Annotated in this window: 21 protein-coding genes and 1 pseudogene; 11 read left to right on the top strand and 11 right to left on the bottom strand. The window is 64.5% G+C overall.

What is annotated here, in order from left to right:
- Positions 1 to 25: 25 nt before the first annotated feature.
- The 5 genes from AB0C34_RS28070 to AB0C34_RS28050 all read left to right on the top strand — a co-directional run bounded on the left by AB0C34_RS28070 (position 26) and on the right by AB0C34_RS28050 (position 5,690).
- A complete protein-coding gene (locus AB0C34_RS28070) occupies positions 26 to 625 on the top strand; it encodes a hypothetical protein (RefSeq protein ID WP_357079259.1) in 600 nt (199 codons plus the stop codon).
- A gap of 298 nt (positions 626 to 923) precedes the next feature.
- Entirely contained in the window at positions 924 to 2,516 is a 1,593-nt protein-coding gene (locus AB0C34_RS28065) for a GAF domain-containing protein (RefSeq protein WP_357079256.1), read from the top strand.
- A gap of 210 nt (positions 2,517 to 2,726) precedes the next feature.
- Complete coding sequence (locus AB0C34_RS28060) at positions 2,727 to 3,596, top strand: sugar ABC transporter permease (protein ID WP_357079291.1); 870 nt, start codon at positions 2,727 to 2,729, stop codon at positions 3,594 to 3,596.
- Positions 3,597 to 3,624: 28 nt separating this feature from the next.
- Positions 3,625 to 4,419 carry a carbohydrate ABC transporter permease gene (locus tag AB0C34_RS28055; RefSeq protein WP_357079253.1) on the top strand — a complete coding sequence of 265 codons (795 nt, stop codon included), beginning with the start codon at positions 3,625 to 3,627 and terminating at the stop codon, positions 4,417 to 4,419.
- Entirely contained in the window at positions 4,416 to 5,690 is a 1,275-nt protein-coding gene (locus AB0C34_RS28050; protein ID WP_357079250.1) for a sugar ABC transporter substrate-binding protein, read from the top strand. Before AB0C34_RS28055 ends, AB0C34_RS28050 begins: the two co-directional genes overlap by 4 nt.
- 64 nt (positions 5,691 to 5,754) lie before the next feature.
- Here AB0C34_RS28050 and AB0C34_RS28045 read toward each other — a convergent pair whose 3' ends face one another.
- Positions 5,755 to 6,213, bottom strand: a complete 459-nt coding sequence (locus tag AB0C34_RS28045; protein WP_357079288.1) for a DoxX family protein — start codon at positions 6,211 to 6,213, stop codon at positions 5,755 to 5,757.
- A gap of 227 nt (positions 6,214 to 6,440) precedes the next feature.
- Here AB0C34_RS28045 and AB0C34_RS28040 point away from each other — a divergent pair, with 227 nt between their 5' ends.
- Positions 6,441 to 7,706, top strand: a complete 1,266-nt coding sequence (locus AB0C34_RS28040) for an APC family permease (RefSeq protein ID WP_357079247.1) — start codon at positions 6,441 to 6,443, stop codon at positions 7,704 to 7,706.
- A gap of 60 nt (positions 7,707 to 7,766) precedes the next feature.
- On the opposite strand, the gene AB0C34_RS28035 is transcribed toward AB0C34_RS28040, so the two are convergent.
- A complete protein-coding gene (locus AB0C34_RS28035) occupies positions 7,767 to 7,988 on the bottom strand; it encodes a hypothetical protein (RefSeq protein ID WP_357079244.1) in 222 nt (73 codons plus the stop codon).
- Positions 7,989 to 8,258: 270 nt separating this feature from the next.
- Positions 8,259 to 8,834 carry a TetR/AcrR family transcriptional regulator gene (locus AB0C34_RS28030; protein WP_357079241.1) on the bottom strand — a complete coding sequence of 192 codons (576 nt, stop codon included), beginning with the start codon at positions 8,832 to 8,834 and terminating at the stop codon, positions 8,259 to 8,261.
- Between the two features lie 199 nt (positions 8,835 to 9,033).
- Here AB0C34_RS28030 and AB0C34_RS28025 point away from each other — a divergent pair, with 199 nt between their 5' ends.
- A complete protein-coding gene (locus AB0C34_RS28025) occupies positions 9,034 to 10,356 on the top strand; it encodes a lipase family protein (protein WP_357079239.1) in 1,323 nt (440 codons plus the stop codon).
- A gap of 356 nt (positions 10,357 to 10,712) precedes the next feature.
- Positions 10,713 to 11,933, top strand: coding sequence for an alkane 1-monooxygenase (locus AB0C34_RS28020; protein WP_357079236.1), 1,221 nt, complete (start codon positions 10,713 to 10,715; stop codon positions 11,931 to 11,933).
- Between the two features lie 376 nt (positions 11,934 to 12,309).
- On the opposite strand, the gene AB0C34_RS28015 is transcribed toward AB0C34_RS28020, so the two are convergent.
- The 3 genes from AB0C34_RS28015 to AB0C34_RS28005 form a co-directional block, all read right to left on the bottom strand.
- Positions 12,310 to 13,521, bottom strand: a complete 1,212-nt coding sequence (locus tag AB0C34_RS28015; RefSeq protein ID WP_357079232.1) for a flavin-dependent oxidoreductase — start codon at positions 13,519 to 13,521, stop codon at positions 12,310 to 12,312.
- On the bottom strand, positions 13,518 to 14,048 hold the full coding sequence (locus tag AB0C34_RS28010; protein WP_357079230.1) for a hypothetical protein: 531 nt from the start codon (positions 14,046 to 14,048) through the stop codon (positions 13,518 to 13,520). The genes AB0C34_RS28015 and AB0C34_RS28010 overlap by 4 nt, the downstream gene beginning before the upstream one ends.
- A 317-nt stretch (positions 14,049 to 14,365) precedes the next feature.
- Positions 14,366 to 15,355, bottom strand: coding sequence for a hypothetical protein (locus tag AB0C34_RS28005; RefSeq protein ID WP_357079228.1), 990 nt, complete (start codon positions 15,353 to 15,355; stop codon positions 14,366 to 14,368).
- A 905-nt stretch (positions 15,356 to 16,260) separates the two neighbouring features.
- Here AB0C34_RS28005 and AB0C34_RS28000 point away from each other — a divergent pair.
- Positions 16,261 to 16,602 carry an Lsr2 family protein gene (locus AB0C34_RS28000; protein WP_357079225.1) on the top strand — a complete coding sequence of 114 codons (342 nt, stop codon included), beginning with the start codon at positions 16,261 to 16,263 and terminating at the stop codon, positions 16,600 to 16,602.
- Between the two features lie 455 nt (positions 16,603 to 17,057).
- On the opposite strand, the gene AB0C34_RS27995 is transcribed toward AB0C34_RS28000, so the two are convergent.
- Together AB0C34_RS27995 and AB0C34_RS27990 are read right to left on the bottom strand one after the other, a co-directional pair.
- Positions 17,058 to 17,639 carry a TerD family protein gene (locus AB0C34_RS27995; RefSeq protein WP_357079222.1) on the bottom strand — a complete coding sequence of 194 codons (582 nt, stop codon included), beginning with the start codon at positions 17,637 to 17,639 and terminating at the stop codon, positions 17,058 to 17,060.
- 583 nt (positions 17,640 to 18,222) lie between these two features.
- Positions 18,223 to 18,468 (bottom strand): annotated as a pseudogene (locus AB0C34_RS27990) (DDE-type integrase/transposase/recombinase); the annotation flags it as partial.
- Positions 18,469 to 19,262: 794 nt separating this feature from the next.
- Here AB0C34_RS27990 and AB0C34_RS27985 point away from each other — a divergent pair.
- A complete protein-coding gene (locus AB0C34_RS27985; RefSeq protein ID WP_357079219.1) occupies positions 19,263 to 20,189 on the top strand; it encodes a zinc-binding dehydrogenase in 927 nt (308 codons plus the stop codon).
- A 650-nt stretch (positions 20,190 to 20,839) separates the two neighbouring features.
- On the opposite strand, the gene AB0C34_RS27980 is transcribed toward AB0C34_RS27985, so the two are convergent.
- Both AB0C34_RS27980 and AB0C34_RS27975 read right to left on the bottom strand, forming a co-directional pair.
- On the bottom strand, positions 20,840 to 21,313 hold the full coding sequence (locus AB0C34_RS27980; RefSeq protein ID WP_357079217.1) for a hypothetical protein: 474 nt from the start codon (positions 21,311 to 21,313) through the stop codon (positions 20,840 to 20,842).
- Between the two features lie 53 nt (positions 21,314 to 21,366).
- Complete coding sequence (locus AB0C34_RS27975; RefSeq protein WP_357079285.1) at positions 21,367 to 22,617, bottom strand: alpha/beta hydrolase; 1,251 nt, start codon at positions 22,615 to 22,617, stop codon at positions 21,367 to 21,369.
- A 588-nt stretch (positions 22,618 to 23,205) separates the two neighbouring features.
- On the opposite strand from AB0C34_RS27975, the gene AB0C34_RS27970 reads away from it, so the two are divergent.
- Entirely contained in the window at positions 23,206 to 23,637 is a 432-nt protein-coding gene (locus AB0C34_RS27970) for an AAA family ATPase (RefSeq protein WP_357079214.1), read from the top strand.
- A gap of 41 nt (positions 23,638 to 23,678) precedes the next feature.
- On the opposite strand, the gene AB0C34_RS27965 is transcribed toward AB0C34_RS27970, so the two are convergent.
- Positions 23,679 to 24,392 carry an IclR family transcriptional regulator gene (locus tag AB0C34_RS27965; protein ID WP_357079211.1) on the bottom strand — a complete coding sequence of 238 codons (714 nt, stop codon included), beginning with the start codon at positions 24,390 to 24,392 and terminating at the stop codon, positions 23,679 to 23,681.
- Positions 24,393 to 24,959 lie beyond the last annotated feature (567 nt).

The raw sequence follows: 24,959 nt of genomic DNA, 5'->3' as shown, positions 1-24,959 counted from the left end.
ACGTGCCATCCAGGAGCATGGGGACATGCGCGCCCGATTTCAATCCGACATCAAGGCCGGCCTGTCCCAGCTGAAACGTGCTATCGGCAGCGACCGCACGGCCCGGACCGGGCGATGCGCACAGACTTTCACATCAGGTGAGCGGGCCGCCGCAACGACCGGCAATCAGATGCGAGAACCTGCGACGTCATCGGGTCGCACTCATGGCGAGCTGGTCGCCGAGTACATCACTGCGCTACAGGTCAAGAAGCGCACCATTACCAGCCCCAACTCCGCTGGATTCGCGGTAAGGATCGCTGACGGAACCAACCGCCACCGGTGGATATTGAGCTGGCTGCCCGATATGGTGCTCACCCACGACCAAGCGCTCAGTGCGATGGTTATCGACGAGATTCTCCTCGCCCGCGAGCTCGACAGCGCGACCATGTTGCAGATCATGAGTGACCTCGCCGCCGATCTCACGATGCCGCTGCACCAGATCCTCGGCCGCCTGTCTTCGGGCAAGAAGAATGCCGAACGGTACGGAATTGCGGATTGGCAACGTCGGGTCGATAGCTATCGGAGCACAAGCCCAACCGGCATCATCACCACCGTTGGTGCTGCCGCACGTCGTCGAAGCGCTTGAACTCCGCGGCGGCGTCGAGAATCCTCGGCGTGGGCCCGACGGCTCGGGAACCCGACTCGACTGTGTGAATGCCCCTCGCCCCGCATGCCGCCGAGGAGCACCGAGAGCAGTGACCTGGGGGTATGCCGGTGAGGTTGTGCTCATCCCAACCCGCTCGTCGATTTCGGTCAGGGTGGATACTGAGATGATGCCGGCAAGTTTGGCACGACTTCGGCACAGGACATGGATGCGCGGTCGGCCTTCGGGTAGCACCACTTACCGGGCTCTTCGGAGGTTGCGACTGCGGTGGCTGTGGCCGGTGGTACAGCGGCCGCAACGCCACCGCCGGGCGGCGGCAGCAAACACACAACCGCCGCGCACCGGCCTGATGTCGGTGTTGCTGCGTCCAAAGGCGCCGGCGCTGGCATTGGGGATCGTGGTCGCCACTGTGGCCATTGCACTCGAGACCGTCGTGGTGGGGCTGGTGCGGCAGCAATCGCCGGGTGAGACGATCGAACCGATCTATCTCTTGGGCATCATGGTGATCTCTACTATGTGGGGGTTGGGACTGGCGGTGGCCACATCCCTTGCCAGCACCGTCGTCTTGACCTACATCTATCACCGACCGGGCGAGCACTTCGTGCCTTTCGACCTCCAAAACGGCGTGATTGTCGTCGTCTTCCTGGCGGTGGCGTTGAGCACGAATATCTTCGCCGGATCGGCCCGAGCGCGTGAACTCGAAGCCCAGGGCACGGCGGCCAAGCTGGAGGAGAGTAGCGAGCGACTCAGGGCACTCGCCGAGCAGCAGGCGGCGCTGCGGCGGGTAGCCATACTGGTGGCGCGCGGCGTGCCGTCCTCCGAGGTCTTCTCCACAGTGGCGCAGGAGTTGGCGCGCGCGGTCGGCGCCGCCAACGCAGCGCTATGGCGATACGAGTCCGACGGCACAGCCACCCTCATCTCGGCTCACGACGACCCGTTGCAACGGACCGCGATGCCAGTGGGTTCACGCTGGCCGTTGCAGGGCGCGAACATCGTCGCGATGATTCGCGCGGACGGCTGTCCAGCCAGGATGGACACGCATGTGAACGCGCCCGGGTGGGCCGCCGCGCACATTCGCGAACTCGGCCTCTGTGCCGGAGTGGGGGTCCCGATTATCGTCGAGGGCAGTTTGTGGGGCGCCGCCGTCGTTGCCTCCGCTCAGCCCCGACCATTGGCATCCGATACCGAGGCGCGTGTCACCGACTTCGCCGATCTCGTCGCGACGGCGATCGCGAACGCCGAAACGCGTGCCGAGCTGACCGCATCACGCGCCAGGATCGTGACGTCCGCCGACGACGCGCGACGACGCCTTGAACGTGATCTGCATGACGGAGCCCAACAACGCCTGGTCACCCTCGGATTGGAACTGCGCTCCGCGCAAGCGTCGGTGCCGTCCGACCTCGGTGAACTCCGCGAACAGATCGACCACATCGTGACGGGCCTGGCCACGGCCTCGGAGAGCCTGCAAGAACTTTCGCGAGGAATCCACCCTGCGATTTTGTCGAGAGGCGGACTCGGCCCGGCGCTGAGAACGCTGGCACGCCGCTGCCCGGTTCCGGTCGACCTTCACATCGCTGTCGAGCACCGATTGCCCGGCTCGGTCGAGGTCGCCGCCTACTACGCAGTGGCCGAAGCGCTCACCAACGCCGCCAAATACGCTCACTCCTCGGAAATAACGGTCAGTGCGGTAACGGAAGGCGCCAATTTCTCGCTGTCTATTCACGACAACGGCGTCGGCGGAGCCGACTCCCGCAAAGGCTCCGGGCTCATCGGGCTCAAGGACCGTGTCGCAGCCCTCGGCGGTCACATGCAGATCGCCAGTCCGCAGGGAAGCGGCACCTCGCTGCACATCACCATCCCAGTGGAGCACTGACCGCTCGCGGGTCGCGGCCACGGAGCGATCTCGTCGGTTCGGTACCACGTCGCCTTGTCGACAGATCTCGACGGCATACTGTTGCGGTGGAATACACCGATCGGTTGTCACTGTCGTGCGGACCACCGCCATGCTCGCAATCGGTTCATTAATGCGCCGTTTCGGAGCAGATCGTCGGCTCGGTGGGTACATCGGAGGACCTCGCTCGTGATTCGCCGGACCACAGTTCGTCGAGTTGCGACCAGCTATGCGCTGCTACTGCCGAGTCTGATCGGGGTCGGCTTTTTTCTGCTGCTGCCGATCGTGGCAGTGCTGTGGTTGAGCGTGCACAGCTGGAACCTGTTGGGCCCCATTGATTTCGTCGGGATGCGCAATTGGCGGGCCGTGCTGAGCGATCCGCAGTTCGGTCACTCACTACTGGTGACGATCACACTCACCGCGATCGTGGTACCGGTACAGACTGCGTTGGGATTTCTGATCGCCACACTTCTCGCGCGGCCGATGCGCGGTGGCACCACACTGCGCGTGCTCTACGCACTGCCATGGGTGTGCGCTCCGGTGGCGGTCGGTGTGGTGTGGCAGTGGATTTTCGCGCCGACCGATGGTGCGTTGAACGCCGTACTCGGGCAGCGGATCGAATGGCTCACCGATCCTGGACTCGCGCAGCCCGCGGTCGCGGTGGTGAGCGTGTGGTCGAACGTGGGTTATGTGGCACTGTTCTTCGTCGCGGGAATCCGCGCCATACCGCAGGAGATCCTGGACGCGGGCGAACTCGACGGCGCCGCCGGTTGGCGGCGTACCCGTTGGCTTGTGCTGCCGTTGCTGCGACCGACGATGCTGTTCGTGCTGGCCACCGGGGTGCTCACCACCTTTCAGACCTTCGACACGGTGTATGCCCTGACCAAGGGCGGGCCCGACCATCGCACGGATGTGGTCGCCATGCGGATGTATTCCGAGGCGTTCGATGCCGCGCATCCCGGCCGGGCCGCGGTGATGGCCCTTGTCGTGTTCGCCGTGGTGTTCGCGATCACGGTGGCGCAGCATCGGTACTTCCGTAATAGGACAAGCTATGAATTCTGACTCGCGGCGCCTCACACTGCGGGCGACTATGACGTATCTGATCCTGATCGCGGGCGCATTGCTGACCGCGGCACCGCTGGTACTCAGCGCGCTCACTGCGGTGAAGTCTCCGGAGCAATTCGCGTCGGGCTCCGCATTGGCATTGCCGGCCCCGGCGTCGGCTACCAATTTCCACGTGGCGGTCGACGCCGGCATCGGGCGGGCCCTCCTGGTTACTGCCTTGATGACGGTGTTCATCACGTGCGGTCAGCTGATCACCTCGGTGCTGGCCGCGTACGCGTTCGCGCGCACCGAATTTCCGGGGCGGGATCTGCTGTTCTGGGTCTATCTCGGCACGATGATGGTGCCGACTGTGGTCACCTTGATCCCGTTGTATCTGATGTTCGCGCGGCTGGGCTGGTTGAACACCTTCTGGGCTTTGGTGCTGCCGTTCGTCTTCGGTTCGCCCTACGCGATCTTCCTGCTGCGGCAGTACTTTCGAGCCGTCCCGGAGGAACTCGTCGCCGCCGCGAGGGTTGATGGCGCGAACACCCTGGACATCATCTTTCACGTGATGGTGCCGATGAGCCGGCCCGTCCTCGCCACCCTGACGCTGATTACGGTCGTCTCGCATTGGAACAGCTTCATGTGGCCGCTCGTGGCCACCAGTGGGCGGACCTGGCAGGTACTCACAGTGGCAACGGCGAACTTGCAAACCCAATACAACGCCCAGTGGACGACGGTGATGGCGACAACGACGCTCGCGATCGCACCACTGATCGTGCTGTTCATCGTCTTCCAGCGCCAAGTCCTGCGCTCCGTCGCGTGGACGGGACTCAAATGAGGGATTCGACTCGTGCGGCGCTGGGCATGATCTCGGCCGCGGTGCTGCTGGTCGCGGCGGCGCTGTGGCTGCGCAATGACAGTGACGGTTCGGAGCACACCGTCGTGCGGTTGCGGATCTGGGACCAGAGCTTCGCACCCACCTATCGGGCCTCCCTCGATGCTTTCCAGGCCGCGAATCCGGACATCGAGGTGCGGCTCACGGTGGTGCCCTTTGCTGCCTATCCGCAAAAGCTTCGTCTGGACGTGGCAGGTAACACCGCGGACGACCTGTTCTGGACCACGTTGTACGAGGACTATGCCGACAACGGACACCTCCTCGATATCGGTCGGGAACTAGGGCCTGATGCCGCCCGCGGCTGGGATGCGTTCGCGGTCGCCCAGTTCACCCGCAACGACCGGCTCTGGGTGGTGCCACAATTCGTGGATGGCGGCAGTGCGGTGTTCTACAACCGCGACCTGCTGACCAAAGCCGGTATAGATCCCGCCGAACTCGGCACGGTGCACTGGAGCGCTGACCCCGATAGCGACACCTTCCGCCCGCTACTGCGGAAGTTGGCCGCCGTAGCCCCGTGGCCGTACAACGCGGCCAACGACTTCCAATCGATCGTCCTGCCGTACTTGGGTTCCGCCGGTGGTGAGTTCCAACAGGACGACCGATTCGTCTTCGACGGCCCAGCCGGTCGCACGGCGTTCAGTTACCTGGTCGGCCTGGTCGCAGACCGGCTCGCGCCTTCGGGCGCCGACACCACCAACAACAGCGACCTTGCCAGAAACGCTTTCCTGCAAGGAAAACTGGCTCTCTTGCAGTCCGGCACCTTCAACCTCGGACCGATCGAGCACGACGCGAAATTCCCCTGGGGCGTGGCCCTCATTCCCGAAGGCCCGGCTGGACGAGTGAGCGCCAACAACGCGGTGGGCGTCGCGGGAAACGCCGCCACCCGGCATCCCGACGCAGTGCGCCGCGTGCTGGCCTGGTTGGGCAGCGCGGAAGGCAATCGATACCTCGCAGCCGCCGGCACGACCATCCCGGCCGTCGTTTCCGAACAGCAGCGATACCGCGACCATTGGGCCCGTCGTGGTATCGACGTGTCCGCTTTCTTCGACGTGCTTCGTGGACGACAGCTCCGGCCCGGCGCAGGAGCCGGACTTCCAGCGGCGCTGCTGGCGATCGATCCGATCTTCGACGAAATGTTCCTCGGCCGGATCCCGGTGCCGGTCGCGTTGGACCGTGCGCGTGCCGCGGCGGACGAGGCCATCAATTCGCGATGACCGGCGAACGTGACCAGACCGGCGCGTCGCTGAAGCACTGTCACCAGCAGCTGCGCAGGGACTATTAGTTCAGGGGGCTGCCGCGCGTGACCTGAAGTCGGTGTGCGATCACAGCGTCCAGCGACCAGCGGCCGGGCCCGGCCCACAGCAGGAAGATCAGCCCGAGCAACATCGCGAAATCGGTGCGTGCGTCGTGGGCCATCCCCCAGAAGCCCTGCACGCCTCCGAATCCACCAGGGCGCAGTTCGGGGAACTTGGTCAGCACGATCGCCAGGCTGATATCGATCAGCAACGGCACCACCGCCAGCCGAGTCAGCAGACCGAGGACGATCAAGGCGCCACATGCGATCTCGATGACACCGTCGAGGTTCGCGAAGAACGTCGGCGCCGGGATCCCGATCTTGTCGAAGCGACCCGGCCCCAACGTGTTCGGGTAGCGGAACTTCTGGATCCCCTCGCTGAGGAATACCAGCCCCACCGACAGCCGGATGCAGATCACCGCCGCCGGGCCTTCGGAGCCCAGCATCCGCGACCACCGCCGCGTTCCCACCATCGGCACTCGCCTCCCGATATCGTCACCCGATACGGCATGCCCGAGCCTACCGGCGCACAGGCCTGTCCGCGTGGACTCCGTGGCAGGCCGATACCCACATGGCCGATAGGTGAACCTCTGTCCGCCGAGTCGGCACGGATGCCGATATCGAATATCGTGGCCGGTGTCCGGTCCCCGCCAGCCAGGAGGGTTGTGTCATGTCGTCGTCGAGCCATCCCGACACCCGCTTGCCACGACGACTCGGTGTCGGGGACGCGGTGCTGATCGGGCTGGGATCGATGATCGGAGCGGGTATTTTCACCGCCCTCGCCCCCGCCGCGGCGGCGGCCGGGTCCGGGTTGCTGATTGGGCTGGCGGTCGCGGCAGTGGTCGCCTACTGCAACGCCACCTCCTCCGCCCGCTTGGCGGCGCGCTATCCGACCTCCGGCGGCACGTACGTCTATGGGCGTGAACGCCTGGGTGAGTTCTGGGGATATCTGGCCGGGTGGGCCTTCGTGGTGGGCAAGACCGCCTCGTGCGCGGCCATGGCCTTGACCGTCGGCACCTACGCGTGGCCAGGGCAGACTCATGCGGTCGCGGTCGCCGCGGTGGTTGCTCTGACCGCGGTGAATTATCGCGGTGTACAGAAATCGGCACTGGCGACCAGAGTCATCGTCGCGGTCGTGCTCGCGGTGCTGGCCGCCGTCGTGGTCGCTGCATTCACCACCTCCGCGGCCAACGCCGGCCATCTCGCGATCGGGTCCGACGCCTCGGTCCGTGGGGTGCTGCAGGCAGCCGGTTTGCTGTTTTTCGCCTTCGCCGGATACGCCCGCATCGCCACCCTCGGCGAAGAGGTGCGCGATCCGGCCCGGACGATCCCCCGCGCGATCCCGGTCGCATTGGGTATCACACTGGTCGTGTACGCCACCGTCGCCGTCGCCGCGCTCGTAACACTCGGCCAGCACGGATTGAGTTCTGCCACAGCACCATTGGTTGACGCTGTGCGTGCGGCCGGGGCGACGGCCCTGGTGCCGGTGGTGCGGGTCGGCGCAGCGGTCGCAGCTCTCGGATCTTTGCTGGCGCTGGTCCTCGGTGTCTCGCGCACCACCTTGGCCATGGCCCGGGACCGGCATCTGCCGCACGCGCTCGCGACGGTCCATCCCCGCTTCGAGGTTCCCCATCGCGCGGAGCTGGCCGTCGGCGCGGCCGTGGCGGTACTTGCTGCCGTCGTCGACGTGCGCGGCGCGATCGGGTTCTCCTCTTTCGGTGTGCTGGCCTACTACGCCATCGCCAACGCCTCGGCGTGGACCCTGGCCCCCGGTGAAGGCCGCCCGCAGCGCGTAATTCCCGTTCTCGGTCTGGCCGGTTGCATAATCCTGGCCGTCGCCCTCCCCGTCAGCTCGGTCCTGTCCGGCGCCGGGGTTCTCGCCGCGGGCGGGGTGGTCTACCTCCTGCGCCGGCGACTTGCCCCGGCGCCGCGGTGAGTACGGCCCCCGCCCGAGCCACCGAGAGCGGCAGTGCAGGCGATGTGCTCACCGAACACCTCACCCGCCAACTCCGCCAACGCTTTCCGGTGGGTGGCCAAGGCCGCCAGCCCGTCCGGAGTCGCTCGAGGCAAGCAGCACCGCGATCATGGTGCGTTTCAGCGCGGGGCTGCCGGCCCGCTTGCCGGTGGCATGGGTGAAACAGTCAGGTAGCCCGGTGCGTTTGTCCAGCTCGATCAGCAGCGAGGGCCGAGCTGGCGCGAGATCTTGCGTCGATAGCAAGCGCGCTCTTTATCCGCGGCAATATGGCCTACGTGACCGATACTCGAGAATAGATGCTCGTCGACCGCGGTGATCAATAGGTGTTCGCATCGAATGAATCTGTTCCATTCGCTCTCATCGCCCGGGGCGGCGAAAGGAGACGCAATTGTTTTGCAGGCAGCCCTGTTTCGCGTACAGAGCTTCGAGCACCCGCGATTGACACTCGACTGTCATCCACTGATCTGTTCGGCCGCGGTTGTATCCGGCGCTCCCGCCGCGCACCGCGATCAATCATGGCTCGGAAAGCGGGTATCCACCGGCCGCGTCAGCGGTTTGAGGCAGTCCCGCGATGGCGCCGAGCGCGGAGATCATTCCTGCCACCGAGATGCGGGGATCCATCGTTCGGAACATCCCCAAACCGACACCGAGCGCGAGCATAGCGACGGCTGCTTCCGCCGGCGGGACCTGGGTATCGACATCATCCGTTGCCCGCAGCGCGGTACTGATCATGTCGACAATGGCGTTGAGCCTGGTCGCGAGCTCGACGCGGAGTTGGTCGTTGTGCCGCGCCTGGACGCTGAACTCCAGCTCCAACTGGGTCCAGTTCGGATCGTCGATGACATGTTCGGCCCATGCGGCGATCCGTTGCAGACGGCCGGCGGTCGTCGGCGCGGAGAGGATGTCGGCGATCTCGGCCACCCGCTCACCGCGAATCTCGTCGAGCACGGCCAGACACAGGCCGTCTTTGGTGCGGAAATTCGAATACACCGCCCCCTTGGTGAACCCCGCGGCCGCGGCGACCTTATCGATGGTTGTGGCCTGATACCCGTCCGCCAAGAACAGCCGCTTGGCGGTGGTAATCAGCACGGCGCGCGTTTGTGACCGGCTCTGGGCCCGGGTCGGTCGAGCCGAATGCGCGGATCGCAACCGTCGCCGATTCTCATACGGATTCACAGACACGCCGATTCTCATCCTGATTCGCAGACAACCGATACTTCTTACAGATACTCTCAGTATCCGATTGTAGATTCCGGCGGTATCCCAAATCGCAAGGAAGGATCGAATCGTGAGGAGCCGAATAGGCAGATTGGCCGCAGCTTTGACCGGAACCCTTCTCGTGGTCGGAGGCGGGGCGATCTCCGCACCACACGCATGGACGCAGCCGGCCGCGGATGCCGTGGATGCCGCAGGGGATTTCTACATACCGCCGCCAGCGCTGCCGGGTGGACCGGGCACTATCGTCCGCGCCGAACCGTCACACCTCGCACTGTCGGTCCCCGGAATGGGCGGAACGATCCCGGCGACGGCGACGCGCATGATGTATGTCAGCAGCGACACGCATGACTCGCCGACTGCGACGGTGGGAACATATCTCGAACCGGCCGCGCCGTGGACCGGCCCTGGCGAGCGACCACTGATCGCGTACGCGGTCGGCACGAAGGGGCAAGGCGATAACTGCGCGCCCTCGAAACTGCTGTCGCAGTTCGTCCAGTATCAGCCTCCGTTCGATGTCATCGTCGAATACGATGTGCTGGCGCTGTATACCCTGCTCGCCGCCGGTATGGCGGTAGCGGTGACCGACTACCACGGCCTCGGTACACCCGACGTTCATGACTATCTCAACCGGAAGTCCCAAGCCCACGCGGTGCTGGACGCCGCACGGGCCGCGCTGCGGTTGCCCGGCACCAGCCTCAACCCCCGTACGCCGGTCATTCTCTACGGCTACTCCCAGGGCGGCATGGCCTCTGCCGGCGCGGCCGAGTTGCAACCGAGCTACGCCCCCGATCTGAACGTGCGCGGCGCCTACATCGGCGGGCCAGTGGTGGACGACCAGTACTTCATCGGGTACAACGACGGCCGAGCCTCGTCGGCACCCGCCATCGCCTGGATCCTCAACGGCATCGCGGCCGATTATCCCGAGACCCGCCCGGTGCTCGACGCAGAACTCAACGACACCGGTAAAGCGATCCTGCGCGAGTCTCAGGACAAATGCGCCGTCCCGGTCGGACTGGCCCAGCAGTACCAGAACACGTCCCAATGGACAACGAGCGGACAACCTCTGACGGCCGTGATCGATCAATCGCCAGCGTTGAGGGCGGCTTTCAACCAGCAGCGAATCGGCACTCTCACGCCTGCGGTGCCCGTCCTCGTCTCGTCGGCCATGAACGACGAGGGAGCGCCGTTCCCGCCCATCCGCGACGTGGCCGCCGGTTGGTGCGGTAGTGGGGTGCCCGTTCAGCTGGAATCGAACGCCCAGATTCCCAGCCTCTCCGGAATCGCGATTACGCACGTGTTGGCCTTCTTCCCGTCACTGGCGGCCTCGCGGCAGTGGCTGACCGATCGGCTCACCGACAGTCCCGCGCCATCCAACTGCGCGGCGCTGCCGTAACGTCGGACACGCGGCCGATTTCGACACCGTCAGTATCCCGATCGGATCTCACGACGCCGGCCGCGGTTCGACCCAAAGTCGAACCGCGGCACCGGCCGACCTGCTCGAGTAGATCGCACAGCCCCGCGATGCGATGCCGCCGAGTTCGTCCAATGCCCCACCGGCCCGGGATTCCGGGTCGACCGATCATCGGCGAGCGATACCAGCGGAGACGCCGTCTGGTCAGGCGGTGGTTTTGTCAGATTGCTGGCTTGCAGCAAGGAAGCAGCTATTCTAGAGCTACAAGTTCAGCGCAACCGATTTCGGCGGGCCACACTCTCGATTGGGTGTGGTTCTGTTGAACGAGCGAGACGCCTATGACGATCTTCAAACACACGCAAGCTCGCGATCCCAAGCGCTACCTCTGGATACTCGGATTGATCGCCCCTGGTTGCTCACTGGTTCCCTCACAGCTGGTGGCTCATACCGGGCTGGAAGTCTTTTGGTGGATCGGTCCGATCATCGTGCTGGTCGCGATCCCGCTGTTGGACTGGGCGGTGGGAGATGACGGGAGCAATCCGCGCGACGAGGACTACGAAGCGCTGTCGAACGATCGCTACTATCGCTGGTGCACATATCTGTTCCTGCCGATCCAGTTCATCGGCCTGCTCATCGCGGGCTATCTTTGGTCCAGAGCGGAACTGAACCTGGCCGACAAGCTGGGACTGGCCGTGACCCTGGGGTTCGTGTCGGGCATCGGCATCAACGCTGCCCACGAACTCGGGCATCGGGCCGAGCACCTCGAGCGCTGGCTGGCGAAAGTCGCGCTGGCGCAGTCCGGATACGGGCATTTCTTTGTCGAGCACAACCGGGGCCACCATGTGCGTGTCGCCACGCCCGAAGACCCGGCCAGCGCACGGTTCGGCGAGTCGCTGTGGGCGTTCTTGCCACGCACCATGTTCGGCGGTTTTCGCTCGGCGCTGAAGTTGGAACGCGAGCGGCTTGCGCGTGAGGGAAAGCGCTGGTTCAGCCGCGACAACCATCTCCTGCAAGCATGGTCGATGAGCGTCGCGTTGTTCGGCACGATGATCTTGCTGTTCGGGCCGGTCGTCATCCCGTTCCTCGCGCTGCAGGCGCTGATCGGCGCGGGGCTACTGGAGACGGTGAATTATGTCGAGCACTACGGGCTGCTTCGCCCCCGCCGTGTCGACGGCCGCTACGCACGGTGCTCGCCGCGTGACAGCTGGAACAGCGACCGCCTGGTCACGAACTTGTTCCTGTTCCATCTGCAACGGCACAGCGATCACCACGCGAATCCTGGCCGTCGTTACCAAACCCTCCGCAGCTCCGATCTGGCACCTCAGCTACCAGCTGGCTATGCAACCATGGTTGTGCTGGCTGCGGTGCCTCCGCTCTGGAGAGCAGTGATGGATCACCGGGTCCTCGCCCACTACGGTGGCAACATCATGCTCGTCAATACCAAACCCCAGGGCCGTCGGCAGTGGTTCTTTCGCGGCCCGCAGGATGTGCCGCTTTCTGGTCGAGACACGAACTCCTTCCCCAAACCAAGCAGGCTCCGGGTGAAACCGCGCGTGTGAGTCCCGGGAAGATTCGACCGAACGATGTCGATCATCGCCCGCCGCGACACCGCCACTCGATGCCCATGAAACCCGCCGTCCCGGCACAATCGCGTGTTGACAACCGCCCGATCAGAACCGCCGTACGCGTTAACAGTGACTCGAAAGAGCATCTCGTTGCGCGCCACACGCTTCGGCGTGCGTTCTACACGGATTTCACGGCAGCTGGCTCGCGGACCAGAAGGTCGTGATTCGGTGTCGACTGTTCGGATACGCGCTGATTTGTCGGCAGTCACATCGAGCCGCGTGTCATTCGACCACCCGGACCGGTGCTGCTCCGCGAGATCGACCGATCCCCGCACCGGAAGCCGGACCCGCGACCGGAAACTGGGTCGTTCTACCTACTGGTGTGCTGATATGCCCTGCCGATCGCGTCGATTTCGCGCGCAGTCAACACCTCTTCGATCCGATCGAAGCCGTGGGGAGCACGGTCGGCCACCAACCGGAGAACGCGGTCCATCGGCATGTCCCGGTTGGCGAGCACGGTGGCGTTCACCGTGTCGCGTCGCGCGGTCTCGTAGGCGTCGAGTGCCACAGACGGATCGCTTCTCGCGGCCAATTCACGTGCCAGCACACCGGCGTCGATAATGGCTTGGGAACCGCCGTTGGAGCCGATCGGGTACATCGGGTGCGCTGCGTCGCCGAGCAGCGTAATCCGGCCATCGGTCCAGCGCGACAACGGGTTTCGATCGACCATGGGGTATTCGAGAATGGTCGCGCTCGCCGCCATGAGTTCGCTCACGTCCAAGCCGTCGAACTGCCAGCCCACGTAGTGCGGCAATACGTCCTCGAGTCGGCCGGCGCGGTTCCAGTCCGAGGCCTGTTCGTTAGTATCCGAAACCTTCACCTCCGCTACCCAATTGACGAGCGCGCGACCACGCCGCCGCGCGGCGGCGGAGATGGGGTAAGCGACGAACTTCGCCGCATGGTTACTCCCCGCGATCACCATGGACGCACCCGATAGAAAGGGCCGAGCGTCGGTTATTCCCCGCCACATTCGTATGCCATTCCAGAGCGGCGCGCCCTCGCCCGGTCGCAGGCGCGTGCGCACCACGGAATGTATTCCGTCGGCGCCGATCACGGCGTCGACGACCATCTCGACGACCGCCTCACGCATCCGGTCGTGGATCCGAACCCGCACGCCATCGGCGTTTTGCGTCGCGCTCTCGAACCGCATGCCGGTCCGCACCGTGTCTGGTCCGAGTCGATCGCATACCGCGTTCAACAGCAACATCTGGAACTCACCGCGATGCACCGAATACTGCGGCCACGTGTGTCCCGCGGCCAAACCGCGCGGCTCACGCCAGATCTCACTGCCGAAACGGTCGAGATGCACGCACTCGGCCGTCGGGATGGCAACGTCGGCCAGACTCTCGTACAGGCCGAGTTTCGCTAGTTCGCCAGTGGCGTGCGGCAGGAGGTTGATGCCTACACCGAGTGGACGCAGCTCGTTGACAGCGTCGATTACCGTGACGTGGATTCCGACGGCTTGCAGGGTCAATGCTGCCGTCAGTCCTCCGATTCCGGCGCCGACGATCAGGACCTTCATTCGCGGATTCCGTCCGGCACATGCGCAGGGTTGAACCGCTCACGAATGTGTGCCACCGCGGTCGATTCTTGGTCCAGCAAGATGTACTCCTTGTAGACACAACGAGCGCCGTCGGATCCGGTCAGCGGCCAGGTGGTCCACCCGGTGGCCAACACGGTGCGGCCGAGTCGGCGGTGCGCGGCAGCCAGCCCGTGACCGATCGGGATTCGACTGTGCGTCAGGATGTCGGTGAGCTCCTGATCCCGAGACGAGACGGTGACATCGTTGCGAGACACCGGAATTCCAGCGGCCGTTCGAAGAATGGATCGCCGCCGGATGACTTTGTCATCGGGCCCGCAGCCGAGCGCGGAGCACACCTCGGAGGACAGCTCGTCGGCGCCGGCGGTCCATTGGTCGACCAGATCAAGCGAAAGCGGTTCGTCCAGTATTGCTTCCAACAACAATGTCGTGGATCCGTCCGCGCGCAAGAGCATACGGGTGACGGGCGGCAGCGCCAATCCACCTGTGCCAGTGAATCTTTTCGTCACTCCGCAAAGAATACTGTTCACCTCGCCAATGCGCAGTGCGAGACCACGTACACGCATCGGAGGATGAGCAGCGGTCACGGGACACCGCGCGCAGCGATAGGATGTCGCTGGGGGCTCCGCTGGTCCGTTCCGCGTCCTGGTCGCCTGGAGAGCGCATCACGATCGCGCAACCCAGGTGCGGGATTCATACGCTACGGCTGGTAGTGAAGGCTGACGGATTTCCTCGCCAGGGAGTCGATGTCTAATCAGCCGCCGATTCGCTTCGGATCGTCATCCTCCTGCCTTGTGGCCCGCCGCAGCAGACCGCAGATACCCCGTCAGGCAGACAAGTTCGACGAATCGGCCCGCGCCATTTTCACCAACATGCCGTGCAGTACTTTTGCCAGTTCTCCGGCGCGATCCCCGGCTAGTTCTACTTCGGTGAACGCCTGAACCAATGCCTGGCGGGGCTCCAGCAGTCCATGGTCGACGCGTCCGCCAGCCCGAAGGGACTCGGCCATCAGCGCTCGCCAGGCTTCTTGCCGCGCCCGGAAGCCGCCTGCGATGTCGAGCGCTCCGGCGAATTCGCGAGCGATCGCTGTATACACCGACCGATCGGCGACTTGGTGGCGGCGCCGTCTCCCTCGCTTCTTCTGCGAGATCCCCTCTGACGGGACCGAGACTGTCAATGCGGCTGTGTCGAGGACGATCCACAACATTGGTGCGTCCGACCGCCCGGCTTCTGCCCGGCGGTCTCGCACCGAGTGGGTGGACGCACCCGTGGACCGGTCGGTGATCTCGATGCCGCGCAATGGGATCGGGTACTTGGCGAGCAGGTCATCGAGAGCAGCGGCTATCTCGTGAATGGTCGGGACGCCGACACCCGAGGTGTCGAATCCGACTACCTCCAGGCCGTGGCGAGTCGCCAATTCGCGTGCGATTCGAGCGATCTCGGAACCGGGGCTGATGTCGGTCTGCAGCCGGACAGTCTGCGCGTCGGGCGAACCAGAGACACCCTGCTGGTGCGGACCCTTCGATACCGGCGGACCGAGCGCCGCCTCCTGCTGAGGAACGTCCGACACCGGCGGACCGAACACCGCCTCCCGCTGAAGAGCCTCCGACACCGGCGAACCGAACACCGCCTCCCGCTGAAGAGCCTCCGACACCGGCGGACCGAACACCGCCTCCCGCTCAGGAACCTCCGACACCGGTAGACCGAACACCGCCTCTTGCTGAGGTACCTCCGGCTCCGGGCTGAACACAACCTGCCGCACACCCTCCGACTCCAGGCGACCGAACACGGCCTGCTGCTGAAGCACCTCCGACACCGGTGGACCGAATACAGCCCGCTGCCGATATGGCGACGAAAGCACCGTGGTCGGAACGGTTGCCGGCGACGGGGCCGCCGATACTCGGACCGGACGGTCGGGCGGAGGCGCACACTGCACAGTGCGACGCTTCGACCACGGTGTTGCCGCGGGTTTTCGAGACCATGGGGTAGGCCGTGGCGCGCGGCCGATGACGATGCGTTGTGTTGGATCGCTCGCTGTAGTCGGTCGCGCCGAAATCAGCCTCTCGGCGTGCCGATCGCGATGGTCGCTGTCGGAAGGCTCTTCGACTGGGACAATGGCGGCCTTCAGCGTGGTGACCGCTCGGGATGCCTCGGCGATGAGTCGTTCCAGCGTCGATATCATCGCGCGTAGTTCGCCCGGATCGACCCGCGGCGGCTGACTCACCGATGTCTCCTGCATGTCGTTACGGCGGTCCGGTCTTACCGAGCGCGCTGGCCTACGCCAACACATGGCACTCGCGAGTATGCGAGAACAGAGCGTGCTCAGGTTGATTTTCACCCAAATACACGGAACCTCCCTGGAATGGGAAGACTGGTCGAGGGCGGTGCGCCCGCCACCGCCACGGCGCTGCCGGTGACTTCCAGCAGGTGTGGTTGCCGACCACCCGAAAGAAGAGGAGATCTATCACATTTTCAGGAGTCCTTTCCCCCATGATGTGAGAATGGCCATTCCAGTCATACGGACCGAGCGTCCCGGGGTACCCGATAGCGGAATCCGAGCACGATAACGACGGCACGGCGCGAATATGACAGCAGCGAGAGCGTGAGCGATGACCCGGTCGCCGGTCTCGCCAGCCCTGCCGATGATCAACGGGATCGATAGACAGGGCTAGGCTTAGCCGTTCACACATGTGTCCCGTTGTTTTGGAAAGGAATGAATTCATGGCACGCAAGGTCGTTGTCGAGATGGTGGATGACTACGATGGCCAGTCCCCCGCGGAGGAAACGGTGACCTTCGCATTGGACGGTGTCGCCTACGAGATCGACCTGTCCGTCCTCAACGCCAACAACCTGCGCGGCGTTTTCGAGCACTGGACGCCGCATGCCCGCAGGATCGGGCGCGCATCGCGAGGAAAAGGTGGTAGGGGCCGTTCGGCAAACAGTAAGGAGCAGACCGCGGCTATCCGGGATTGGGCCCGCGGGAAAGGAATCGAGGTATCCAGCCGCGGACGAATCGCCGCCGAGGTGGTCCAGCAGTACAATCAAGAGTCCAGCGCCTTGTGACTCAACTGCGGGCGGGTTATCGAAAAGGTGCATCTCGGATTCGAGGTGCACTCGCGGCTGACTTCACCGTGTCGGCCGCGCTATCCGACTCAGCTCGACGGAATCGACTTATCCGCCGTAGGTGTGGCGAAGATCGCCGCCTTCGCCCCACACGCTCTCGGTCCCGCGACCTCTTGCCTGCGCCGTAGGTGTTTCACCAGGCCGCCCGTCGGTCTCCGGCCCGGGCGGGCGTCGCGGTTTCGGCCGGTCCAGGCAACGCCTGCGGTGATCGGCCCCGGGGCAGGGCGCCGAGGAGTTGGATGACGCGGGTGCTGGCGACGCAGTGTCCAGCCACGTCTCCGAACATCGTCGGCGACAACATGTTCGCGTTTCCGGTGTGAGCTGACCGAAGTCCCGCGGGAATGGACCGAGCGATCCTCGCCCACGGGACCAGCAACTGCGCCGCTGATGGATCGCTATTGGATGGCGAAGCGCAGTAGCGTCTGCTTGTCGCCCTGCTTGATCTTGCCTTTGCGGTCCAGGACTTCGAGTTGCCATTGACTCCCGTTACGAAAAGCCCGCGCAATGGCATTGGCATTCTCCGTACCGAGCAGCGAAGGCCAGATGTCGGCAACCTGCTGGCTGCTGCCTCCCGTGGCGTCGTAAATCTTGAACGAGATATTGTTCGCTTTCTCGAAGGTACTGCCCTTCTTGAAGGCCGCGGCGACAAAGACGATGGCGTCGATCGCTTGGGGCACCTCCGCGAACGTGACATGCACCGTCTCGTCGTCGCCGACGGCCGCACCGGTCTGCTCGTCGCCAGTGTGCAGGACCGAACCGTTGCCCAATGGATCCAACGAGTCCAGGCCCGCGAACCGAACCGGCTCACCGCCCTGCATCAGAATCGCGATCAGATCCAGGTCCACGCCACGCTTACGACGCGCCCAGCCCAACGCTCCCCCGCTCGCGCCGGCGGACGGATCCCAACTCACCCCCACACTCAACTTGGTGATGCCGCCGAGATCCGCGGCGCCGTCTTCTTTCCTGAGCGTAATCACGGACTCAGGCTACCTATTGTTCCTTAATACTGTGCAGCACAACCTCATTGATCGGATCGTCGACACCGCTGGTGATCTCGGTGGTCGGAGACCCGGGCCAGTGGGATTCGACGAGTCCGAGGTAGGTCCGGGCGTTTCGATGAAGAACGTGATTCCGAGCCTTCTCGGTGAGGAAGTCGGCAATGCGAGCGACCGGCGCCGCGGGCCGCTCCCCCAACGGATACGGTAATCGCTGCCGACCATGACCTGGTCTGATCCCATGGTGTCCAGCAGAAGCCGCAATGCCCTGATGTCGAAATTCACGGAATCGACACTGAATCGGTCGACATCTCGTGACGGCGGAAGCGCCGATGTGGCGATGATGTCGCTACGATCGTGCCAGGCGTTGTCGAGGTGCCCGAGCCAGTAGGCGAACGAACCGCCCCCATGTGCGAAAGCGATCCGCGGCTCGCGTCCGACGCGGTCGAAGAGCCGCCGAGATCATCGACAGATGTGTTTCGGCGGGCATCCCGTGAGCCAGGGGGCTGCTGCACGATCAGGTGACAGTAGTTACCCGACTCGAGTGACCGCTGGGGTCATGATGGTCGGTATGCAGAATGCAGCCGGCGACCTCACCACGGCGGGCGACAGCATTGTTCAGCGCGGTGACCGCGAGCCGGGACTGCGTCCTCGAGTCGATCGGATACCCCAAGATCCGGTTGGAGAACACGTCCTTGATCGCGCAAATATAGAGTTTGCCTTCACCGGTTCGGTGTTCGCCGATATCGGCCAGCCACAACCGATTCCGATCCTTCGCGGTGAACACACGAGGAACCAGATCATCATGAACCGGTGAATTCTGCCGCCCCGATTTCCCGCGGCGGCGCTCGCCGAACCTGCTCCACCAGTGATTCTGCGAGCAGATGCGCCGGGCTGCTCCGCCATCGACTCACCCGCGACACCGGCCTCATCGCGAGGAACCGATACCCGACCGAACAGACACCCCGCCCCACATCGCCGACTCACTGCTGCGGTTCTAGGGGGTAGTGGCGCATCCGGCCGAGATCCTGCGCTAACGCAGTGAGGCCCCAGGCATAGACCCAGGGCATCGCGAAAAGGTTGTGGCTGTTGTTATTTCTTGCCGGATGCGCCGGAGTTGGCCGCGGACTGGGCTAGGCTGGCGAACCCTGACGTCGCCGTGGCACTGCCCGGGTTGCGGCACCGGCGGTCTAAATCGCGGAGGCCCTGCTGGCGGTCAGCTTGCCGCCGCTGGCGTGGCTGCCGCCTTTGCCGCTCGACTTCGACATCGCGCTACCTACCTGATGGTCGACCCCGACACAGGCGAGGTTCTCGTCACGGCGGCCGACAAACGCGGGGTGACATCACAGTTCTGGGAGCACGTCCTGCCCTACGACGAGGTCGAGCTCACCATGACCAGCCGGCTCACCCTCAGCGGAACTGAGGTTCGGGAGCTGGCGATTCCTTTCTGTGGTCGCCGGGGTCTACATGGTGGAGACGCGGCCCGCGTGACAGGCCGGCCTCGATCATGAACGCCGAGAAAGAAGGGCTCATCGCCGATGAGTATTCCAGCGACCATCCGCGCGCTGCAGCAGACCTCCCTCAATGGCCCGCAGGATATGCGTCTTGATCACCGACGCGTTGGTACCGAGCCCAGGTCCGAGCGAGGTTCTGATCCGCGTCACCGCAGCCGGTGTCAATTTCCGCGACGTAATGCAGGCCCACGACACGTCGTCGGGTGGCCCGCAGCCACCATTTGTGGCGGGTTTCGAGGCCGCCGGCGAGGTCGTCGCGGTGGGTGAGGCGGTGACCAGCCCGCAGCCGGGGACTCGAGTCGTCGGCGTCGGAGACGGCGCTTTCGCCGAGTACATGGTGCTGCCCGCGGCTGCGGCGGTGCCGGTGCCACCCGGCTGGATGGAGCAGCAGGCGCTGGGGCTGATGGTCAACTGGCCCACCGCGCTGGCCGCACTCAAGCCCCTGGGCGGCATCACCGCCGGGCAGACCGTGCTGATCCAGGCCGCCGCGGGCGCGACCGGCCACGCCGCGGTCGCCATCGCCAAGTACTGTGGCGCGACAGTCGTCGCCACCGCCTCGCCAGCCAAGCACGAGACAGTGCGTGCTCTGGGCGCCGACTACGTTCTAGACTCCCGCCGGGGCGATCTCGCCGCCGAGGTGTTGAGGGTGACCGGTGGAGCCGGCGTCGATGTGGTACTGGAATCGGCAGGCGGTGCCACCTTCGAGGCCAGTCTGGCCGCCGTCAAGCGGGTCACCGGCCGGGTCGTCGTCTATGGCTTGGCGGGCGGCGAAGCCGCGATCACCAACTCGGATCTGGTATACAAGCATCAGGTCCACCTCATCGGTCTCAACATCGGCGCGCTGATCCAAGCCGCACCGCAGATCTTCGGCGAGGTCATGGGCGAACTGTCCACGCTGATAGCCGCCGGTGTGCTTGCCCCCGTCCAGCCCACCGCCTATGACTTGGCCGACGGACCGAAAGCGTTGATTGAACTGGAGGCCAGGGCCACCGTCGGCAAGCTTGCCTTGCTGCCCTGAAACCCGAATCTCATCCCGGTGGAGGTCGTGTCGGCTCGGCCACCGTCTACGCAGTACGGCTGGGCGACCGTGGCGGCACGTTCGCCGAACACGTCGCGACTGCTGCCGACTGCGGGACGGACGTGCCGCATCGGCTTGGAGGTGATCACGATGTCCGGTGCCGTTGTCGTGCGATACCGGACTGGGGCGGACCTCGCGGACCGCGACCAGCGGCTCGCCGTGCAGGTATGTGCCGAACTCAACGTCTTGGATCCCGGTGGACTGCATTTCCGTGTGTTCCGTCTCGAAGACGATATCGGTCTTCGGCACGTGGCCGCCTCCGACGGCACGAGCCAACGGACAACCGGCCGCCGTCGTGTACCACCGAGACGTGGACGGCACGCTGCGAGCCGATGGAGTTGTTGTGCTGGCACCCACCGCCACCGGTGTCTCCCACGTGATCAAGTTCCACGATCCGGCGCTGGTCGCAACGTTCGACTTCCCGGACACGCTCACGCACTGAGCCGCCGACATGGCTCGACCCTTCGCGACGCCGGCCGCGACCGCGTGTAGTTCCACTTCCAAGGAAGCCGCCACGGCGGCGTGGCCAGCACTTGACGATGGCCGAAGGCGAACCGAGTCTCTCGAGACCATGATTGGGGTTGGCGACGTCAGTTCGGCGGTTCGGACGGGCGGTCGATCTGGGGTGGGAGCGGACTTCCTTCGACCGAGTCGGATGCGAAGGGAGGTGTCGACCCGGACATGCTGAGGTATCCGTTCACACTCTGCGTGACGGTGAGACCGTACCCGGCGAAGGTTCGTGCGTAACCGGTGCGCGGGCGGGTATTCCGATCGGTTCGGGTCGTCCAGCCGTGATCACGCCAGGCACGGATCATCAGGTCGAAGTACTGGTCGGAGTTCGTGGGGGTGGCCCCGATCACCCAGTATGAGATATCGAAGAATTCCAAGACGGAGTCAGGATCGTCTTCATCGAAGGGGAGGGTAACGCCGTGGTGGAACCCTGCCACGGGAAGGTCCGGATGTCGTAGCGCCAGCGCTGATTCGGCGGGCAGTATCCGGAGTGTTTCGGTGAAGTGTCCCAGCAATTGTGCGCGGGCGGTGGCCTGGGTTGTTGGCGGTGGCATACCGTCCTCGTTTCGTCGATCCGTATGGGTTTCGGAAGCTGGGCGCGGTCTGTTCAGCGAAGCATGTCTCCGTGGCCGGTCATGATCAGCCCCAGACTCCGGTACGACTGGTTGTCGGAACCGAAGTAGTTCGTGGCCAGGTGATCCTGTGGGTTCCAGCCCAGCCGCGTCAGGCTGGGTGTGGAGTCGGTGCCGAATACCGTAGCGTTGAACTCGGGGTCGGTTGGTGCGGGACCGTGGGTGGCGGGCATCAATTGGATAGAGTCATGTTGGGCCATAGTCGCGTAGACGTGGTCACTGATGTGCGCGGGGTCGACGCCGGTTAGTCGGAGATCTCCGACGTTCGGTACTCCGGCGCCCCAGTTTCCGACGAATACCAGCTCGTCGGTGTCGAGTGCGTTCCCGTGTCCGGCCGAATGCCCACCGAGGACACCGCCGTAGGAATGTGCGATGGTGGTGTTGTGCGAGGGTGGGCCCTGATGCGTGGCCCGCAGCCCCTCGTGGTACCGACGCAACGCGTCCGCGCCTTCTTCCGCAGGTTTGGAAGACAGCGTCGCGACCAGCGAGTTCGGATTATCGTAGGCACCCCACAGAACTATTGATGTCTCTTTGGTTGGATCGACCGCCAGAGCTGCCTGCCGCAATTGTTTCAGGGATTGCTGAGCGTAGCCGACACCGCTGCGCCGCCGCAGCGCACCGACCAGGGCGATCCCCACATTATGGGCGGTATCGGGGTTGCCGATTGTGTACGCGTACCGGAGTTTGTCGTCGATGTACGACAAATAGTGGGGCGGTAGGCCCTCCTCGGTTGAATCGAGGAATTTCTGTATGTCGTCAAGCACCTTTATATGGTCCTCATTTTGCTCCCTAGCGGCTTTTTCTCGCAGCATTAAAAGAGTTTGCCGGTTGTACTTGTCGCGGTCACGCTGCGGGATTCCATCCCGGTTTCCGACGAACTGGTCCGCGCGATACCGGGCATCTTTCTCCTCTGCGGAAAGCCTCGACCAGAGCTCGTGCAGCTGGTTCGGATTCGTCGGGAGGCCGATGTCCGGCCCCCGCGAACTAGCTGGCGATAGCTGCATGTTCGGCGGCCATGTGAACCATCGTGCCCCGTTTTCATCGCCCCCGACGAGATTGCCTCTCGCGATCCGAAGGTCTTCGGCTGTCCTGCGGTACATCCCTTCACCGACGGATTTTGAGAGGTTCTTGAATGCCGACTCCAATCGATATACCAGGTGCGCTTTGAGGATCCCCCGATGAAATGGCAGGGATAGGAAATCGAGCGCGCCCGAATGGGGGCCCATAACGCTCACAGACCCGGGTCCGATACATGCTGAGTGCGCATCGAACGACCCCCATCGTAATCGGCACGTTGAACCGAAGCGCCCCCGTCGAGGCGAGATGGCCACGAACAGTGGAGTAACCGCTCGGCCGCCATACACGGACTCTCCACAGCCACTATACGTGTCAAGGGTGGGGGCATAGATCCGCGAAAATTCACGTTGAGCGGTTTGGCTATCAATCTGGGAGGGTGCGGCGGGCGTTATCGCAGATAAGTTCCGTAGTCGTCAGAGCATTGCGTGACCTGGCGACGCGGAAGGGGCAGGTGGGCTGGCAGTGGGCGGCCGGTCCTCGTCGTCAAAGGTCGCACACCCAACTCTCACAGAACGCGAGCCGACCCAGGACTGAGGCAGCCAGGAAATCCCGATCAGGGCGACATCATCGAGTGACCGGCCTGTCCGGCGTGGTTCCTTCGGCCGCTCGGCTGTCAGCAGGTTCGCAAAGACGGTATTCATCGCGTCTTTTCGGCTGGGGTCCCCACAGGCTGCAGATCGATTTCACCTCGATCTTCCTGGACACGTAGGTGCAGTGGTAGCTGGTGGTAGCCACCTGTGTTCACCGAGGGCAGGAGATCGCCGCTCCGGGCCGACCGCGCCGATCGACATGCTCACCACGCTCGCCGCACGGCTGGGTTCCGGCGCTCTTCTCGATTTCGACGCACCCGAGCCTCTACCCGCCAACTCGACTCCGCGGTGCGGTACCTACTCGGCCACGGTGCCAGCGTTCGCGCGATCGGCGACGACCAGCAGTTGGCTTCTGTTGCTGCCGGTGGCGTGATCCGCGATATCGCTTACACCGCCGGAGCCCTGTCCTTGAACCAGGTCATGCGGTTCACCGCGTGCAGCCAGTCTCGCGCTGCGCGAAGGCGATCCAACCGCGATCGCCCACTACCTCGACCTCGACCGCGTCCACATCGGCACGATCGGCGCTGTCATCGAGGGCGCCTTCTACGCGTGGGCCGCGGACACTGCCGCAGGCCGTGACGCGGTGCTGCTGGCACCGACCCGTGACCTGGTCACCGAACTCACGCTCTGGCAGCGGTGAGCGCCCTCGTGATGCTCAATGCCGTGGTGTGCACAGCCGGGCCGACCCGACGAATATCGACCTTGCCGATCCATCCCGACGCCGAGACCGCGGCGATGGGACGGCTGTCGAGCCGGATGGCGCTAGCAACGCAAGCCACACCTGGCGCTGACTCTTCGAACTCGTATGCCAGTCCGGACGCGGCGATACGGCGCAGTTGGCGGACCAACGGACCAGGCGCGGTGATTGTCCGAGGCCCGAGTCGGGTCAGCCCCGCGGCAACGACGGCGTCGAATGAGGCGGGAGGTGAGCCGGCGAGCAGAGCTTTTCCCACACCGGTCGCGTGCGCGGGAAGTCGGCCACCCACCCCCGACGGAAGCGGCGGCGCATCGCGGCCTCGCAGAATCTCGACATACACCACGTCGGTCCCGTCGAGAATCGCCAAATGCACTGTCTGCCTGGTTGCTTCGCGCAGATCCGCCAGGAATGGGAGAGCGATCTCACGAACCGAACGCCGCCTGGACGCCCGTTCCCCCAATTCGAACAATCGTAGACCGAGACCCACCTTCGTGCCTTGGCGCTCGAACAGGCCCACCCCCTCCATCTCCTTGACCAGCCTCGATACCGACGCTTTCGGAATGCCCGTCCGACGGGCCAGTTCGTTGATGCCGAGGTCGGTGTCGGTCGGGCCGAACGCTGACATCAGGTCCGACATACGTCGCACCACCGATGTCGGGTCCGAAGGCGAAGTGTTCCGTTCTTCGGGACTCATTCGTTGAGTATGACCGGATATACCGGCACAGTCCAAGTAGCAATTGTCGCTGCACCTCCACTGAACTCCCGCGCCTGAAAGCAAGAACTTCCTATGACCGAACTCGATCCCGCGTCGATCGCGAGGACTCTCCTGGCGGCTTACGACTCCGGTGAGCCGGTCGATCCGATTACCGACTGCTACCCGGGGATGCCTCTCGAGGACGCGTACGCGGTGCAGTTGCGGCAAGTTCGGCACTGGGTCCGTGTAGGCCGCCGGATCCGAGGTCACAAAGTCGGCCTGACATCAGCGGTGGTGCAGCGCGAACTCGGCGTCGTATTCGCGACTGGAAGATCACGATCGCTGTCCATCAGCGGGGTCAGGTCGTCGCGACCGGGGCGGGCGGCACAGCGTGCGGTCACCACTCAATGCGCTTGTCTGGCTCGCCAACACCGCCGGCCGACTCGGTGTCACTCTCGAAGCCGGTTTGGTCATCCTGCCGGGTTCGGTCACCGCGGAGATCCCCGTCGC

This window comes from Nocardia sp. NPDC049220 (assembly GCF_040647855.1).
In the GTDB taxonomy this organism is placed as follows: Bacteria; Actinomycetota; Actinomycetes; order Mycobacteriales; family Mycobacteriaceae; genus Nocardia.
This window is presented reverse-complemented; position numbering and strand designations above follow the sequence as displayed.